Below are 17,419 nucleotides of genomic sequence, written 5' to 3' on the forward strand. Positions count from 1 at the left end.
AAATCTTGCGGTAAGGCGGCGTCTTCGCAAGTTGACCGCGAAGACGCCGTGCTGCGTTGTCAGGCTTGCTGGTCTGCCAACTGGTCTGCCAGGCGCACGAATGCAGCCAGGTCCAACTGCTCAGGGCGCAGGCTGCCATCCACGCCAGCGGCCTCGATAGCCTGGCTGTCGAGCAGGCCTTTGAGGGTATTGCGCAGCGTCTTGCGGCGCTGGTTGAACGCTTCGCGCACGACGCGTTCCAGCAGCAGGTGGTCCTTGGCCGGGTGCGGGAGCACCTCGTGCGGTACCAGGCGGACGATGGCCGAGTCCACTTTGGGCGGCGGGTTGAACGCACCTGGGCCTACGTTGAACAGGTGCTCGACCCGGCAGTGGTACTGCACCATGATCGATAGCCGACCCCAGTCCCCGCCGCCCGGGCCTGCGGCCATGCGCTCCACCACTTCCTTCTGCAGCATGAAGTGCATGTCGCGAATCAGCCCGGCATGGCTGAGCAGGTGGAAAATCAACGGGGTGGAGATGTTGTAGGGCAGGTTACCTACGACTTTGAGGCTGCGCTGCGGTACGCCCAGCTGGTTGAAATCGAACTTCAGGGCATCGCCCTGGTGCAGGCGGAAGTTGTCGCGCCCGGCAAACTTGTGCTGCAGGATCGGCACCAGGTCTTTGTCCAGCTCCACGACGTCCAGCTGTGCGCCGCTGCCCAGCAGGCCCTCGGTCAGGGCGCCCTGGCCCGGGCCGATCTCCAGCAGGTGTTCGCCGGCTTTGGCATTGATGGCGCGCAGGATGCGGTCGATGATGCCGGCGTCATGCAGGAAGTTCTGACCGAAACGCTTGCGCGCCCGGTGTTGGTAATGCTCGTTCATGGTCGGTTCTCGGCCATCTGATAGGCGGTTTCCAGGGCGACGCGCAGGCTGCCGGTGTCGACCTTGCCGGTACCGGCAAGGTCCAGGGCGGTGCCGTGATCGACCGACGTGCGGATGATCGGCAGGCCCAGGGTCACGTTGACTGCAGCGCCGAAACCTTTGTACTTGAGTACAGGCAGGCCTTGGTCGTGGTACATCGCCAGCACCGCGTCGCAGTGCTCCAGATATTTGGGGGTAAACAGGGTATCGGCCGGCAGCGGGCCGCGCAGGTCCATGCCTTCGGCGCGCAGGCGGGCCAGTGCCGGTTCGATGATGTCGATTTCTTCGCGGCCCAGGTGGCCGCCTTCGCCGGCATGCGGGTTGAGCCCGCAGACCAGGATGCGTGGGTTGGCAATGCCGAACTTGTCGCGCATGTCGGCGTGCAGGATGCGGGTAACCCGCTCCAGGCGCTCAGGGGTGATGGCGTCCGCGATGTCGCGCAGTGGCAGGTGCGTGGTGACCAGCGCCACGCGCAGGCCACGGGTCGCCAGCATCATCACGACCTGGGCGGTGTGGGTCAGCTCTGCCAGGAATTCGGTATGGCCGGAAAAGGCGATGCCGCTTTCATTGATCACGCCCTTGTGTACAGGGGCCGTGATCATTCCGGCGAAATGCCCTTCAAGGCAGCCTTGCCCGGCTCGTGTCAGGGTCTGCAGGACAAACGCCGCATTGGCCTTGTCCAGCATGCCCGGTACCACGGGGGCGGCCAGGGGGGTGTCCCAGACGTAGAGGCTACCTGCCGGGGCCGGCTGGTCAGGCCATTGGCCCGGCCCCACTGCCAGCAGGTTGACGGCCAGCCCCAGCCGCGTGGCCCGCTCGGCGAGCAGGTCACGGCTGGTGATGGCGATCAGGGGGTGAGGCTGGGGCTCGGCGGCGAGCAGCAGGCACAGGTCTGGGCCTATGCCGGCCGGTTCGCCGGGAGTGACGGCGAAGCGCAGGGGCTTCACTGTGCGGCCTGGTCAGCGCCAGGCAGCTTGATTTCAACGTAGGCTTCGTCGCGGATCTGGCGCAGCCAGGTCTGCAGCTCTTCATCGTACTTGCGGTTACGCAGTACGTTCATTGCCTGCTGCTCGCGTGCCTGTTCGGTGCTGTCGGTGGCACGACGGCCCAGCACTTCCAGGACATGCCAGCCGTACTGAGTCTTGAACGGTTTGGTCACGACACCCTGCTGGGCGTTGGCCATCTGCTCGCGGAACTCCGGTACCAGGCTGTTCGGGTCTACCCAGTTGAGGTCGCCGCCGTTGAGCGCTGAACCCGGGTCTTCCGAGAAGCTTTTCGCCAGCTCTGCGAAGTCTTCGCCGTTCTTGATGCGCTCGTACAGGCGCTCAGCCAGCTGCTCGGTGGCGGCTTCGCTGCGGATTTCGCTCGGTTTGATCAGGATGTGGCGTACATGCACTTCGTCACGCAGTACGTTTTCGCTGCCGCCGCGCTTCTCTTCGAGCTTGATGATGAGAAAGCCGCTAGGGATGCGCAGTGGCTGGGTGATGTCGCCAGTGGCCATGCCGCTGAGCAGCTTGGCAAATTCAGGTGGCAACTGGCCGGCTTTACGCCAGCCCATCTCGCCACCTTCAAGGGCGTTCTCGCTGCCCGAGTTGGCAATCGCCATCTGGCCGAAGTCCGCACCCTGGCGCAGTTGCTGGTACACGTCGCCGACCTTGCGCGCAGCCTTCTGGATGTCGTCCGAGTTGGCGCCTTCCGGGGTTGGGATGAGGATGTTGGCCAGGCGGTACTCTTCCGACATCTGCATCTTGCCCAGGTCCGAGGCGAGGAAGTTCTTCACTTCCTGTTCGGATACCTGGATGCGCTCGGCCACACGGCGCTGGCGCACGCGGCTGATGATCATCTCGCGTTTGACCTGCTCACGGGCGTCGTCGAACGACAGGCCGTCGCGGGCCAGCGCGGCGCGGAACTGGTCCAGCGACATGCCATTGCGCTGGGCAATGGTGCCGATGGCCTGGTTCAGCTCCTCGTCGGTGATGCGGATGCCCGAGCGTTCACCGATCTGCAACTGCAGGTTCTCGACGATCAGGCGCTCCAGTACCTGCTGTTGCAGGGCGCTGGTCGGCGGCACGCCGCCGCCGCGCTTGGCGATGGTTTGCTGAACCTCCTGGACGCGCTGGTCCAGCTGGCTTTGCATGACCACGTCGTTGTCGACGATGGCCACCACACGATCCAGGGGTTGCACCGCGGCATGAACCGCGCCACTCAGCAATACAGCGCCCAGCAACACTGGGCGCAGACGATCAATAAGCTTGGTCTTCACGTTCACGGTAACCTTCAATGCCTTGGTCGAGGAAAGATTCGACCTTGTTGCCAACCACGCCACCGAGGCCTTTCAGCACGATTTGCAGGAAGATGCCATGATCGCCTTTTTCGTTCTGCGGGGCGGCCTGGCTGAAATCGTCGTAGTCGATCCAGTAACGGTTGATCAGGCGCAGTTTCCAGCAGCAGTTGTCATATTCGAAACCGCCCATGGCTTCCAGGGTGCGGTTGCGGTTGTAATCGTGCTGCCAGCGGGCGATCACGTTCCATTGCGGCACGATCGGCCAGATCACCGAGAAGTCGTGCTGCTGGATTTTGTAATAGTCCTTGATGTAGTTCGGGTCGCCTGGGTTGCCATAGTCACCGCCACCCACTTTCCAGGTACCCGTCGTGGAATCGTAAGCGATGGTGTCGTTGCGGTAGCGATAGCCGAGGTTGACCACCTTGTTCGGGTTGTCTTCAGGCTGGTAGTGGAACATCGCGCTGCCAGAACGGGTGGTGCGGCTGTCCGGGTCCCAGTTGAAGTCCGAATTGAAGCGCCAGTCGCGGTTGAAGTAGTAGTTGTACACCAATGCGTATGGCGAGACGTCAGACTGCGCGTCACTGCGATCGCGGTAGTTGATGCCTGGCAGTTGGGCCTTGCGATCCTTGAAGTACAATGCTTGACCGATGCTGAAGTTCTGACGTTCGAAGCCGTCGTCCTGGATCCAACGGGTGGTCACGCCCAGCGACAGCTTGTTCTCGTCACCGATACGGTCGGTGCCGCTGAAGCGGTTGTCACGGAACAGCGAATCGAAGTTGAACAGCGTTTCGCTGGTATCGAACAGCGGAATGTCCGTCTGGTCCTTGTAAGGAACGTAGAGGTAGAACATGCGCGGTTCGAGTGTCTGGCGATAGTTGGTGCCGAACATCGAGGTGTTGCGGTCGAAGTACAAGCCGCTGTCAACACTGAAGATAGGAACGTCACGGCTGATGGAGCTGCTGTAACTGCCGTATCCTGGTTGCGACGCTTGCGCCAGCGCTTCTTGCTTGCCTTGACCATCAAGGTCAAGGTCATAGTTGGTGTAAACATACTTCAGCTTTGGCGTAACGTAACCGTAGCTGGCTTGCATGGGCAGGCTGATTGCCGGGGCAAAATTCAGGCGGTTGCCGTTGGCGCGCGCGATGCCGCTGACGTTTTGATCGAGACGTCGACCTGCTGCGCCGGCGGTGAAGTCCGGGTTGCCATCTTCGTCAGTGACAAAGTCATCCTTCAGATCACGATCGAAGCGCACGGCCTCGGTCTGGTAGCCGAAATCAAAGCCACCCGGGTGATACGGCAGCATCCCGTCAATTGTGATCTGTGGCAGCTTGTTGTACGGGGTGATCTGCGACAGGGTCGCCATCTCGTACGCTTGCGCATTCAGTCGAGCGGTATAGCTGTCGCCACGCCAGGTCAGTGCACCTTGCTGATTGACCACATCATTGCTTTGGACGCCAATCTGATCGGTTTCCAGGTCCTGGAAGTAGAACGGATCGCTGATGTCGGTGTAATCGACTTCAGTCATCAGGCGCTCGTCCAGGCCACCTTTGTGCTGCCAGTTGACCATCCAGCGCTGATCTTCGTAATCAGTCTGCTCTTTGCGGTCGTCGTTCTTGTCGTTCAGGTACGCGCCGCCGACCTGGCCTTCGCTGGACTTGGTCAGGTAGCGGAATTCGCCTTCCATCAGCAAGCCACGCTTGGTCATGTAGCGCGGGTACAACGTGGCGTCGTAGTTGGGCGCCAGGTTGAAGTAGTACGGCGTGACCAGCATGAAGCCGGTGTCGCTGGTGCTGCTGAACGACGGTGGCAGGAAGCCGGATTGGCGACGGTCGTCGATCGGGAAGTAGATGTACGGTGTGTAGAACACCGGGAAATCTTTGACCCGCAGGGTGACGTTGGTCGCGGTACCGAAGCCGGTGGCCGGGTTCAGGGTGATGTTGTTGCCCTTGAGCTGCCAGGCGTTGCTGCCTGGTTCACACGTGGTGTAGGTACCATCCTTGAGGCGGATGATCGCGTTCTCGCTACGCTTGGCGTACAGGGCGTTGCCGCGGATGTGCGACTTGTGCATCACGTATTCGGCGTTGTCGACCTGGGCTTCGCCCGTGTCGAGCTGGATCTGTGCCTCGTCGCCCACGACCAGCGAGCCGTTGTCGCGAATCCTGACGTTGCCCTTGAGCTCGCCACGGTTCTCGGCCTGGTAGAGGTTGGCCTCATCGGCTTCGGCCTGCATGCTGCCTTGGCGCATGACCACGTCACCGGCAAGGGTAGCGATCTGCTGCTCCTGCTGGTACTTGGAGACCTTGGCGTTGATGTAGGTCGGCGATTCGTCCTTGGGCGTGGTGTCGGCCATGCCAGGGCGAGTCGGCTCGATGTACGCGCCACCGCAGTACGGACCGGTTTCGGCCAGCTGGGCAGCGGTGAGCTTTTCGCGCGGGACCCAATCGAGATGGCTGTAATCCTCGCTGCGCGACTTCAGGCCACGGCCTTTGCTCTCGGTGACCAGCACCGGCTTGTCAGCACTTTCGGCCTCGGCCGATGGGGCCTCGGTGCCGGAAGTGAGCGCAGCGCCGTCATGCACCGGGCGCGGTGGCAAGTTGTTGACTGGGCTCTTGGGCTTGCAGTCCCAACCACCGGAGGCGGACACTTGGCAGTCGAACTGCTCGGCTGCGACCACGTACGAGGTGGCAAAAGGTTGCAGGGCCAGCAGACCGCCGGTGACCAGCAACGGAAACTTTCTACGAAACGCGGGGGATTTCAATGCCATCTTATTAGTCCGGGCTTCCTGCGTGCCATCTGCCCGCGTGTGGGGCCGCACGCCTCTCGATGGTCTGAAAAAGATGCTGGATAATAAAGCATGACCCGCTTGACGGCTAGGGCCGTCGGAGACCCTTGTAATGCCTGAACACGATGTACGCCTGCAACAACTGACTGTCTGGCTCGCCGAGCAGCTCAATGTTCTTTTCCGCAACAACGCCTGGGGCGAGGTGCCCGAGGGCAGCCTGACCGCCGCCAGCAGCGATGCGAGCTTCCGCCGTTACTTCCGCTGGCAGGGCGCCGGCCACAGTTTTGTGGTCATGGATGCGCCGCCACCCCAGGAAAACTGTAGGCCGTTCGTTGCCATCGACCACCTGCTGGCCAGCGCGGGCGTGCACGTACCGGTGATTCATGCCGAAGATCTGGATCGTGGTTTCCTGTTGTTGGGGGATCTGGGCCATCAGACATACCTCGACATCATTGAACCGGATAACGCCGATGCATTGTTTGCCGACGCCATCGACGCCCTGCTGGCGTTCCAGCGCCTGCCGATGGACGCGCCGTTGCCCAGCTATGACGACGCCTTGCTGCGCCGCGAGGTCGAACTGTTCCCCGAGTGGTATGTCGGGCGTGAGCTCGGCCTGACGTTCAACGACGCGCAGCAGGCCAGTTGGCAGCGCATCAGCCAGTTGCTGATCGACAGCGCCCTTGCCCAGCCGAAGGTGTTGGTGCACCGCGATTACATGCCACGCAACCTGATGCAGAGCGAGCCTAACCCCGGCGTGCTCGACTTCCAGGACGCGGTGTACGGCCCGGTGACCTATGACATAACCTGCCTGTTCAAGGACGCCTTCCTCAGTTGGCCACAAGCGCGAGTCGAAGGCTGGTTGCGCAACTACTGGGACAAAGCGCAGGCCGCCGCAATCCCGGTTCAGCCGTCGTTCGAAGATTTCCAGCGCGCCAGCGACCTGATGGGTGTACAGCGCCATCTGAAGGTGATCGGCATCTTCGCGCGTATCTGCCACCGTGACGGCAAGCCGCGCTACCTGGCTGATGTGCCGCGGTTCTTCGCCTATATAGACGAAGTGATCGGCCGTCGCCCTGAACTGGCCGAACTCGGCCAGCTGATCGCCGAACTCAAGGCCGGAGTGCGCGCATGAAAGCGATGATCCTCGCCGCTGGCAAGGGCGAGCGCATGCGCCCGCTGACCCTGCACACGCCAAAGCCGTTGCTGCCCGTGGCCGGCCAGCCGTTGATCGAGTACCACCTGCGTGCGCTGGCGACAGCCGGGTTCACCGAAGTGGTGATCAACCATGCCTGGCTTGGCCAGCAGATAGAGGATCACCTTGGCGATGGCAGCCGCTTCGGCCTGAGCATTCGCTATTCCCCTGAGGGCGAGCCGCTGGAGACGGGGGGCGGGATATTCCAGGCGTTGCCTTTGCTGGGCAACGAGCCGTTCCTGTTGGTCAACGGTGATGTCTGGACCGATTACCCGTTCGCGCACTTGCGGGCACCGCTGCAGGGCCTGGCGCACCTGGTGCTGGTCGATAACCCTGGCCATCACGGGCGGGGCGACTTCCGCCTGCAAGGTGAGCAGGTGGTGGACGGTGACGACGGCCCTGGCACCCTGACCTTCAGCGGCCTCTCAGTACTGCATCCAGCCTTGTTCGCAGGTTGCCAGGCGGGAGCCTTCAAACTGGCCCCGCTGCTGCGCCAGGCCATGGCGGCAGGCAAGGTGACCGGTGAGCACTACCGTGGCGACTGGGTCGATGTCGGCACCCAGGAGCGCCTGGCCGAGGCCGAGCGCCTTATACGCGAGCGTGCCTGAGATGTGGTGGCCAGGCACGGTGATCGGGCTAGGCGCGGGTTTCGCTGTCGCCAGCATCCCAGGCGCGCTGCTGGGGGCATTGCTTGGCCAGGCCATGGATCGGCGCTTGCGCGTGCAAGGCTGGGACGACATGCGCGAACGCTTGGGAGGCCGCCCGGCCCTGCGCGATGAGGAGTTGTTGTTCGTCCTGTTGGGGCGGCTGGCCAAAAGCGATGGGCGAGTGGCCGAACAGCATATTCAGCAGGCGCGCCAGGAGATGGTCCGGCTGAACCTGGCCGAGGCCGCGAGGATGCGGGCCATTGCCGCCTTCAACCGCGGTAAGGCGGGCAAGGACCGCTTGGCCCACCCTCTACGTCGCATTCGCCTGCAGCCACACGCGGCCGAGGGCACGTTGCGGGCGTGCTGGCGTATGGCCTGGGCTGACGGCAAGGCCGGGGCCCATGAGCGGGAACTGTTGCTGGACTGGGGGCAGAAACTGGGGCTTAGCCGGCGGCAGGTGCAGGCCATGTCGCTGGAATATGAGCCACGCAAAGTGAGCACGGCTAGTGGCACCATGACCTATGCGGCTGCGCTGCGCTTGCTGGGGGTAGATGCCGACACGGAAGGTGACCGGGTCAAGCACGCCTATCGCCGGCTGGTCAGCCGGCACCATCCGGACAAGCTGGCCGGGAGCGGGGCCAGTGAAGCGCAGGTCAGGGAGGCGACCGAACGCACGCGAGAGCTGCACCAGGCTTATGCGCTGATCCGCAAACGGCGCGGGCTCTAAGGCTTCTGCCACCGGCAAGCCGCGCAGTCCTGGTGCCAGGCAGCCTGCCGGTGCAACGGCCAAAGCCGGCCGGTCACTTCATTCCTGCGGGCTCATCCAGCCCCTGGCCCGGCGGAACAACTGCTCCTGTTCCGCGCCCTTGTTCCCTGGCATCGCAATCAGTGACAGCTGTTTGTACTGGCTGTCCTTCTGACGCTTGCTGGCCTGCAGGCGTTGCATGGCGGCATTGCGGTCGCCGGTGCGGGTTGCATAGTAGATATCGGCAGTCGGCACTTTGAGCGTCGGTGCCAGGCTTTCCAGGTCGTGCTCTACCCGTGCCGGGGTCTGTGCGGCGATCATCACCAGCTTCTGAACCTGCGGTGGTTGTTTGTCGCTCAGGTAGCGTGCTGCCCAGTAGGCGCCGCTGCCATGGCCGATCAGCACGATGCTGCGGGAGTTATGTTGTTGAGCATACGCCACCGCGGCATCCAGCCGCGCGAAGATGCGTTCGGCGTCAGCCTGATCATTCTGTTCGCTGGCCTGCTCGGCATCGGTGCTTTCTGCCGTGTCGGCATCCGCCGCGGTAGCCTGGGCTACATTGGCGTTGGCATCGGCGGGGGTTTGCTTGGCCGGTGCGCTCTCGCCCTGGTCTGGCTGCGGTGCGGCAGCTGGCGTGGCCTCCACCCGTGCTTGTGGGCTATCGGCGAGCAGGTCGGGCAGGCTCACGCTCAGGCTGTTCCAGCCGGCGTCAGGGAACTTGCGCCGCAACGGGCCGACCGCATTGGGCCAGTCGGCGGTTTCCCCGGCACCAGGGACGATGATCACCGTGCCTTGCGGATCGCTGTCGTTGGCTGGTTTCCACAAGGCCAGAAAGTGGTCGGAGCCGGCTTCCAGGGTTTGCTGCTCGGCTTTGGGCAACAGGCGTTCAAGGGCCTGCGCATCTTCCTGGCTACGCTCCAGCAGCGGTGGGCGCGGCGCAGGTGCGGCGGCAGCCTCTGGGGGAGCTGGTTGTTCGGCGTCGGCGGCCAGGGCGCCAAGTGGTAGGAGCGAGGCGAGGCAGCACATTGCCAGCGTCGTGCGATAAAGTGTGAACATGAATCAACCCAAGGCCAGAATGATACCGGCAGCCTAATAGTATTTGCCCGCGACGGCCATGCTGCATGGCCGCCCTTGCCAAGACGAGCGTGTAGATGAAGCGATTGCGTCGCCTGTTGGTTATCGGCTGCTTGTGGCTACCCTTGATTGCCTGGGCAAGGCCTGAGGCGGCGCCTGCGGTGCTGCTCGAACCTGCCCAGCAGCAATGGCTGGACGCCCATCGCAGCCTGCGGGTCGGCCTGGTGCTGCAGGCCCCCTATGCCCAGTTCGACCGCCGTCTGCAGCGACTCTACGGGGCCAATGTCGACCTGGTGAACTGGCTGGGGCAGGCCCTCAAGCTGGACCTCACCTGGCGCAACTTCACTGATCAGGCCAGCCTCGAACACGCCCTGCAGGCAGGTGAAATCGACTTTGCGCCGGGGCTTACGCAAACACCGGCCAGCTTGCGCCTGTGGTTGTTCAGCGACCCCTACATGCGCGTGCCGCAACTGGTGGTCGGGCTGCGCACCGGTGCGTTGGCCGTCGAGCTGGAAAAGCTTGAAGCCAACGCGCGCGTGGCGGTACGCATGCCAAGCGCGTTGGCCGATTACCTGCGAGGCAATTACGCCAACCTCAACCTGCAAGGTGTGCCCAACGAGCGCCAGGCCTTGCAGCTGGTGGTAGGGGGCCAGGCCAGTTACGCGGTGCTGGATGAAGCTCAGCTGAGCCGGCTGTCCCGGGAAAGCGAGTTCGGTGAGCTGGCGGTGCTCGGCGACATCGGCCTGCCGCAATTATTACGGGTGGGTTCGCGCCGTGACTGGCCGTTGCTGGCTGACGTGCTTGAACGGGGCCTGCAGGCCATGCCGGGCAAAGAGCTGGAGCAGCTGCATCAGCGTTGGTTGCAGCCGCAATACCCGCGCCTGAGCGAATCCACCGGTTTCTGGCAGAACCTTGCGCTGCTGTTCGGCATGTTGCTGCTGTGTGCCGGGGCCACGCTGGTGTGGCAGCGCCGCCAGCAGCGCCAGCTCGAGCGTAGCCTGCTGGCGGCGCGGGAGCACCTGGCGGAGCGGCAGATACGGGAGGAGGCGCTGCGCGTGAGCCAGTTCGCCATCGATCAGAGCACGGTGGGCATCCTCTGGGTCAACTGGGACAGTCATGTGCGTTACGCCAACCAAGCGGCGGGGCGCATGCTGGGTTATGCCGAGGCGGCATTGCTGGAGCGTCCGCTGAGCGACTTCGAGCCGAACCTCAGTATGGACCGCTGGCTGCAGTTGTGGCGGGCGGCCCGCACCGGGGAGGCTGGCGCTCGGCAGTTCGAGACCCAATGCCTGTGCGCCGATGGCAGCCTGTTGCCGGTGGAGTTGTCCTTGAGCTTCCTGCGTTTTCGCGATGCCGAGTACCTGGTGGTTTACCTTGCCGACGTCACCGAACGCCACCGTGCCCTGGCGGCGCTGCGTGAAAGCGAAGCACGGCTCAAGGGTATTGCTGGCAATGTGCCGGGGCTGGTGTTCCGCCTGGAGCCCGCGCCGGCGGAAGGGGCCCTGGAGTTTCCTTATATCAGCGAGGGCAGTGAGGCGTTGGTGGGCTATACGCCCGCGCAGATCCAGCACCCGAAGATGGGCTTGCGCAATCTGGTCCATCCGGATGACCGTGCGGACTACCATCAGGTGCAGGACCTGGCCATTGCCAACGATCAGGACTGGTCCTGGCAAGGGCGCATCCTCACCCGCGAAGGTGAGCAGCGATGGGCCGACATCAAGGCCAGTACCCGCCGCCTGGCCGACGGCCGGGTCGTCTGGGACGGTATCGTCTGGGACATTACCCAGAGCAAGCGCGCAGAGCTGGCGCTTGCGAAGTCCCAGGAGCAACTGCGCGAACTGTCGGCCCACCTGGAAAGCGTGCGCGAGGAAGAAAAGGCCCGCATCGCCCGCGAAGTGCACGATGAGCTGGGGCAGATGCTGACCGTGCTCAAGCTTGAAGTTTCGATGTGCGAATTGGCCTTTGCCGAGCTCGACCCTGCGCTGAACGAGCGTCTGGCCAGCATGAAGCGCCTGATCGCCCAGTTGTTCCAGCTGGTGCGCGATGTGGCAACGGCGTTGCGCCCGCCAATCCTGGACGCCGGTATCGCCTCGGCCATCGAATGGCAGGCACGGCGCTTCGAAGCGCGCACGCAGATCCCCTGCCTGGTACAGGTGCCGGATAATCTGCCAGCATTGAGCGATGCAAAAGCCGTCGGCTTGTTCCGTATCCTGCAGGAAGCGTTGACCAACGTCATGCGCCACGCCCAGGCCCACAGTGTGGAGATAGAGCTGGTGCGCGAGGGCGAAAAACTGCGTATGACAGTCAGTGATGACGGTAGCGGATTCTGCCTGGACCAGGCCCGGCCAAACTCGTTCGGCCTGGTCGGTGTGCGTGAGCGGGTACTCATGCTCGGTGGCAGCATGGCGTTGAACAGCGAGCCAGGTGAAGGTACCAGCCTGAGCGTGACCATAGCGTTGGATTAGGAGAACGATCGTGATTCGAGTGCTGGTGGCCGAAGACCACACCATTGTCCGCGAAGGCATCAAGCAGTTGATCGGCCTGGCCAAGGATATGCAGGTAGTGGGGGAGGCTGGCAATGGTGAACAGTTGCTGGAAACCTTGCGCCACACCCCCTGCGACGTGGTGTTGCTGGATATCTCGATGCCCGGGGTCAGTGGTTTGGAGGCGATTGCGCGGATCCGCGCGCTGCACAACCCGCCGGCAATCCTGATGCTGTCGATGCATGACGAAGCGCAGATGGCCGCGCGCGCGCTCAAGGCCGGCGCTGCCGGTTATGCCACCAAGGACAGTGACCCTGCCTTGCTGCTGACCGCAATCCGGCGGGTGGCAGGCGGCGGGCGCTACATCGACCCGGCGTTGGCCGACCGCATGGTCTTCGAGGTTGGCCTGACCGAGACCCGGCCGCTGCATACGCTGCTGTCGGAGCGCGAGTTCTCGGTGTTCGAACGCCTGGCCCAAGGCGCCAACGTCAACGATATCGCTCAGCAGTTGGCGCTCTCCAGCAAGACCATCAGCACCCACAAGGCGAGGCTGATGCAGAAACTCAAGGTCAATTCGCTGGCTGAGCTGGTGAAGTACGCCATGGAGCACAAGCTGGTCTGACTGTTCTGTTTGCGACAGAGGTTGCCCGCCGGGTACCGCTTTCCCTTTGGATGGCTGAAACCTGCATTCCAATAACGCCATCGGTGTAGGGCAATCCCTACACAAACGCTTCCAACTGGATGATGGCATTCTCTCAGTGCCCCCGATTTGCGGGCGCTTGCGTCTTCTTTAGTCTTTGCCTACGCAGTCATTCCAACAAGAAGGTGCAGGCATGAGCGAGGCGAATTCGAACGCGACCACCGGTGAGACGCTGGTCAGTTTCCGTGGTGTGCAGAAGAGCTACGACGGCGAATCGCTGATCGTCAAAGACCTCAACCTGGACATTCGCAAAGGTGAATTCCTCACCTTGCTCGGCCCGTCCGGCTCGGGCAAAACCACCAGCCTGATGATGCTGGCCGGTTTCGAGACCCCGACCGCCGGTGAAATCCAGTTGGCCGGGCGCTCCATCAACAACGTGCCGCCGCACAAACGTGACATCGGCATGGTGTTCCAGAACTACGCGCTATTCCCACACATGACCGTGGCGGAAAACCTCGCTTTTCCGCTGAGCGTGCGCAACCTGAGCAAGACCGACATCAGTGAACGGGTCAAGCGGGTACTCAACATGGTGCAGCTCGATGCCTTCGCCAAGCGCTACCCTGGCCAGCTTTCCGGTGGCCAGCAGCAGCGCGTGGCCTTGGCCAGGGCGTTGGTGTTCGAGCCGCAGCTGGTACTGATGGACGAGCCGCTCGGCGCGCTGGACAAGCAGCTGCGTGAACACATGCAGATGGAGATCAAGCACATTCACCAGCGCCTGGGTGTGACGGTGGTCTACGTAACCCACGACCAGGGCGAGGCGTTGACCATGTCCGACCGCGTGGCCGTGTTCCATGAAGGCGAGATCCAGCAGATCGCCGACCCGCGCACCCTTTATGAAGAGCCGCGCAACACCTTCGTCGCCAACTTCATCGGTGAGAACAACCGCATCAACGGCACGCTGCTGGCCAGTGACGGTCACCGTTGCCAGGTGCAGCTGGCCCGCGGCGAGCGGGTCGAGGCACTGGCGGTGAACGTCGGCCAGGCTGGCGAGCCGGTAACCCTGTCGGTACGCCCGGAGCGCGTGCGTCTCAATGGCCACAGCGAAAGCTGCGTCAATCGATTCTCCGGCCGCGTGGCCGAGTTCATTTACCTGGGCGACCATGTGCGGGTGCGTCTGGAAGTCTGTGGCAAGGCTGACTTTTTCGTGAAACAGCCGATTGCCGAGCTCGACCCGGCCCTTGCCGTGGGCGATGTGGTACCGCTGGGCTGGGAGGTGGAGCACGCGCGCGCGCTCGATCCGATTGCCGAAGCCCACTGATGGATTGCTTCACCAACCCTGTACTGTGGAGAGAATAATAATGCGCAAGCAGCTGAAACTGACCGCCCTGGCCCTTGGCCTGTTCGCCGCCGGCCAGGCCATGGCGGCAGACCTGACCGTGGTGTCCTTCGGTGGCGCCAACAAGGCGGCCCAGGTCAAGGCGTTCTACGAGCCATGGGAGAAGGCCGGCAAGGGCAAGATCGTCGCTGGCGAGTACAACGGCGAAATGGCCAAGATCAAAGCCATGGTCGATACCAACAGCGTGTCCTGGAACCTGGTGGAGGTGGAGTCGCCAGAATTGGCCCGTGGTTGCGACGAAGGCATGTTCGAGGAACTCGACCCGGCGTTGTTCGGCAACGAAAGCGATTATGTGAAAGGCGCCATCCAACCATGCGGCGTGGGCTTCTTCGTGTGGTCGACGGTGCTGGCCTACAACGCTGACAAGCTCAAGACAGCCCCGACCAGCTGGGCCGATTTCTGGGACACGAAGAAATTCCCGGGCAAGCGCGGCCTGCGCAAGGGCGCGAAGTACACCCTCGAGTTCGCCCTGATGGCCGACGGCGTTGCGCCCAAGGATGTGTACCAGGTGCTGGCCAGCAAGGAAGGCGTGGACCGCGCCTTCAAGAAACTCGACGAACTCAAGCCAAGCATCCAGTGGTGGGAAGCGGGCGCCCAGCCGCCGCAGTACCTGGCATCGGGTGATGTGGTCATGAGCTCGGCCTACAACGGGCGTATTGCCGCGGTGCAGAAAGAGAGCAACCTCAAGGTGGTATGGAACGGTGGTATCTACGATTTCGACGCTTGGGCCATCCCGAAGGGGGCCAAGAATGTTGAAGAAGCGAAGAAGTTCATCGCTTATACCGTTCAGCCCGAGCAGCAGAAGACCTACTCCGAGAACATCGCCTACGGCCCGGCCAACGCCAAGGCTGTACCGCTGCTGACGGACGCGGTGAAGAAGGACATGCCGACCACGCCTGAAAACATCGCCAACCAGGTGCAGATCGATGTGGCCTTCTGGGCCGACAACAGCGAGCAACTGGAGCAACGCTTCAACGCCTGGGCGGCGAAGAAGTAAGGCGCCTCGAAGGAGCGCCGGCCGCCTGGCTGGCGCTCCCTGTTCCCCTGTTTTTGCGGAGTTCGCCATGGCCATTGCAGTGCCCCTCAACGAAGGCGCAGGTCCAAGTCTCAAGCAGCGCCTCAAGCACGCCGAGCGGGTCAACCGCTGGAAGGCGCAGGCGCTCATTGCGCCGCTGGCGCTGTTTCTCCTGCTGGTGTTCCTGGTGCCCATCGCGGCGCTGCTGTTCAAGAGCGTCGACAACCCGGAAGTGGTCAACGGCCTGCCGCGCACGGTCCAGGCTGTGTCGCAGTGGGACGGCAAGAGCCTGCCCGGCGAGGCGGTTTACAAGGCCCTGAGCCAGGACCTGGCCGAATCGCGCAAGAACCAGACCTTGGGCGACCTGTCCAAACGCCTGAACATGGAGCTGGCCGGCTACCGCAGCCTGCTCTCCAAGACCGCTCGGGCGCTGCCGTTCAAGGCTGAACCTGCTTCTTATAAAGAGGCCTTGCAGGCCCTCGATGAACGTTGGGGCGACCCGGCGTACTGGCAGGCGATCCGCCGCAACACCAGTAGCGTCACGTCCTATTACCTGCTGGCATCGGTCGACCACCGTATCGATGACCTTGGCGAGTTGGCCAAGGCCACCCCCGACCAGGCCATCTACCTGGATATCTTTGCTCGCACCCTGTGGATGGGTGTGGTGATCACGGCCATCTGTCTGGTGCTGGCGTATCCGCTGGCCTACCTGCTGGCCAACCTGCCAACCCGCCAGGGCAACCTGCTGATGATCCTGGTATTGCTGCCATTCTGGACTTCGATACTGGTTCGGGTGGCGGCGTGGATCGTGCTGCTGCAATCAGGCGGCCTGATCAACAGTGCCCTGATGGCAATCGGCATCATCGATCAGCCGCTGGAGCTGGTGTTCAACCGTACCGGCGTGTACATCTCGATGGTTCACATCCTTCTGCCGTTCATGATCCTGCCGCTGTACAGCGTGATGAAGGGCATATCGCCAAGCTACATGCGTGCAGCGATCTCCCTGGGTTGCCACCCGTTCGCCAGCTTCTGGCGGGTGTACTTCCCGCAGACCTACGCGGGCGTGGGCGCCGGTTGCCTGTTGGTGTTCATCCTGGCCATCGGCTATTACATCACCCCGGCGCTGCTCGGCAGCCCGAACGACCAGATGGTCAGCTACTTCGTGGCCTTCTATACCAACACCAGCATCAACTGGGGCATGGCCACCGCGCTGGGTGGGCTGTTGCTGCTGGCGACCGTGCTGCTGTACCTGATCTATAGCTGGCTGGTCGGTGCCAGCCGCCTGCGCCTGAGCTGAGGAGCCTAGTGATGCTTAGCCCATACATGTCGCCCGTGGAGCGGGTGTGGTTCTACAGCCTGCGTATCCTTTGCGGCCTGATATTGCTGTTTCTGGTGTTGCCGGTACTGGTGATCGTGCCGCTGTCGTTCAACAGTGGCAGCTTCCTGGTGTATCCACTGCAAGGCTTCTCTCTGCAGTGGTACCACGATTTCTTCGCTTCGGCCGAGTGGATGCGCGCCCTGCGCAACAGCGTCATCGTCGCCCCGGCGGCCACGCTGCTGGCCATGGTGTTCGGCACGCTGGCAGCGATCGGGCTTACCCGCGCCGATTTTCCCGGCAAGTCGCTGGTCATGGCGCTGGTGATTTCGCCGATGGTGGTGCCGGTGGTGATCATTGGTGTAGCCAGCTACCTGTTCTTTGCCCCGCTGGGGATGGGTAACAGCTTCATTTCGCTGATCCTGGTGCACGCGGTGCTGGGTGTGCCGTTCGTCATCATCACCGTGTCGGCGACCTTGCAAGGCTTCAATTACAACCTGGTGCGTGCGGCTGCCAGCCTGGGGGCCTCACCGGTGGTTGCGTTTCGCAGGGTCACCTTGCCGCTGATCGCCCCCGGGGTCATCTCGGGGGCGCTGTTCGCCTTCGCTACCTCTTTCGATGAGGTGGTGGTGACGCTTTTCCTCGCCGGGCCAGAGCAGGCCACCCTGCCGCGGCAGATGTTCAGCGGCATTCGCGAGAACCTGAGCCCGACGATTGCAGCGGCGGCCACCTTGCTGATCGGTTTTTCGGTGGTGCTGTTGCTGACCCTGGAGTGGCTGCGCGGGCGCAGTGAAAAGCTGAGGACTCAGCAGCCCGCCTGAGCCATGTCGCCGGTACCGGCCCTTCACAGGCAAGCCCGCTAAGGGTCGGTAGCGGCGAGACGGCGACACCCGTCGCCACGCATTGATGCCAATCAGCCCCTATCCGGTTCCCTGAGTTACAATGCG

14 protein-coding genes are annotated in these 17,419 nt (G+C 62.9%); 9 read left to right on the plus strand and 5 right to left on the minus strand.

Features of this window, described 5'->3' with window-relative positions; genetic code table 11:
* Positions 1–59 precede the first annotated feature (59 nt).
* The 4 genes from rsmA to JNA92_RS24330 are packed head-to-tail and all read right to left on the minus strand — an operon-like array spanning position 60 to position 5,947.
* Positions 60–860, minus strand: a complete 801-nt coding sequence (rsmA, locus tag JNA92_RS24315) for a 16S rRNA (adenine(1518)-N(6)/adenine(1519)-N(6))-dimethyltransferase RsmA (protein WP_241807067.1) — start codon at positions 858–860, stop codon at positions 60–62.
* Positions 857–1,846 (minus strand): 4-hydroxythreonine-4-phosphate dehydrogenase PdxA, encoded by a 990-nt coding sequence (pdxA, locus tag JNA92_RS24320; protein ID WP_241807068.1) that lies wholly within the window; start codon positions 1,844–1,846, stop codon positions 857–859. The genes rsmA and pdxA overlap by 4 nt, the downstream gene beginning before the upstream one ends.
* Positions 1,843–3,168 (minus strand): peptidylprolyl isomerase SurA, encoded by a 1,326-nt coding sequence (surA, locus tag JNA92_RS24325; RefSeq protein ID WP_241807069.1) that lies wholly within the window; start codon positions 3,166–3,168, stop codon positions 1,843–1,845. Before surA ends, pdxA begins: the two co-directional genes overlap by 4 nt.
* Positions 3,143–5,947: an LPS-assembly protein LptD gene (locus JNA92_RS24330; protein WP_241807070.1), complete on the minus strand. Its 2,805-nt coding sequence runs from the start codon at positions 5,945–5,947 to the stop codon at positions 3,143–3,145. Before JNA92_RS24330 ends, surA begins: the two co-directional genes overlap by 26 nt.
* 130 nt (positions 5,948–6,077) lie before the next feature.
* Between JNA92_RS24330 and JNA92_RS24335 the strand changes: the two genes are divergently transcribed.
* The 3 genes from JNA92_RS24335 to JNA92_RS24345 are packed head-to-tail and all read left to right on the plus strand — an operon-like array spanning position 6,078 to position 8,531.
* Positions 6,078–7,097 carry an aminoglycoside phosphotransferase family protein gene (locus tag JNA92_RS24335; RefSeq protein ID WP_241807071.1) on the plus strand — a complete coding sequence of 340 codons (1,020 nt, stop codon included), beginning with the start codon at positions 6,078–6,080 and terminating at the stop codon, positions 7,095–7,097.
* A complete protein-coding gene (gene murU / locus JNA92_RS24340; protein WP_241807072.1) occupies positions 7,094–7,765 on the plus strand; it encodes an N-acetylmuramate alpha-1-phosphate uridylyltransferase MurU in 672 nt (223 codons plus the stop codon). Before JNA92_RS24335 ends, murU begins: the two co-directional genes overlap by 4 nt.
* A 1-nt stretch (position 7,766) precedes the next feature.
* Entirely contained in the window at positions 7,767–8,531 is a 765-nt protein-coding gene (locus tag JNA92_RS24345) for a TerB family tellurite resistance protein (protein WP_241807073.1), read from the plus strand.
* A gap of 78 nt (positions 8,532–8,609) precedes the next feature.
* Here the strand turns inward: JNA92_RS24345 and JNA92_RS24350 are convergent, their stop codons facing one another.
* Positions 8,610–9,605, minus strand: coding sequence for an alpha/beta hydrolase family protein (locus JNA92_RS24350; RefSeq protein ID WP_241807074.1), 996 nt, complete (start codon positions 9,603–9,605; stop codon positions 8,610–8,612).
* Positions 9,606–9,700: 95 nt separating this feature from the next.
* Between JNA92_RS24350 and JNA92_RS24355 the strand changes: the two genes are divergently transcribed.
* From JNA92_RS24355 to JNA92_RS24380, 6 genes are all read left to right on the plus strand, one after another.
* Positions 9,701–12,088, plus strand: coding sequence for a PAS domain-containing sensor histidine kinase (locus JNA92_RS24355; RefSeq protein WP_241807075.1), 2,388 nt, complete (start codon positions 9,701–9,703; stop codon positions 12,086–12,088).
* 7 nt (positions 12,089–12,095) lie between these two features.
* Positions 12,096–12,728, plus strand: a complete 633-nt coding sequence (locus JNA92_RS24360) for a response regulator (RefSeq protein WP_241807095.1) — start codon at positions 12,096–12,098, stop codon at positions 12,726–12,728.
* 211 nt (positions 12,729–12,939) lie between these two features.
* Positions 12,940–14,064 (plus strand): ABC transporter ATP-binding protein, encoded by a 1,125-nt coding sequence (locus tag JNA92_RS24365; protein WP_241807076.1) that lies wholly within the window; start codon positions 12,940–12,942, stop codon positions 14,062–14,064.
* Positions 14,065–14,104: 40 nt separating this feature from the next.
* Positions 14,105–15,139: an ABC transporter substrate-binding protein gene (locus JNA92_RS24370; RefSeq protein WP_241807077.1), complete on the plus strand. Its 1,035-nt coding sequence runs from the start codon at positions 14,105–14,107 to the stop codon at positions 15,137–15,139.
* A 67-nt stretch (positions 15,140–15,206) separates the two neighbouring features.
* Positions 15,207–16,454, plus strand: coding sequence for an ABC transporter permease (locus JNA92_RS24375; RefSeq protein WP_241807078.1), 1,248 nt, complete (start codon positions 15,207–15,209; stop codon positions 16,452–16,454).
* A gap of 11 nt (positions 16,455–16,465) precedes the next feature.
* Positions 16,466–17,293 carry an ABC transporter permease gene (locus tag JNA92_RS24380; RefSeq protein ID WP_012316549.1) on the plus strand — a complete coding sequence of 276 codons (828 nt, stop codon included), beginning with the start codon at positions 16,466–16,468 and terminating at the stop codon, positions 17,291–17,293.
* Positions 17,294–17,419: the final 126 nt, after the last annotated feature.

The organism is Pseudomonas putida (assembly GCF_022627325.1).
Taxonomy (GTDB): domain Bacteria; phylum Pseudomonadota; class Gammaproteobacteria; order Pseudomonadales; family Pseudomonadaceae; genus Aquipseudomonas; species Aquipseudomonas putida_X.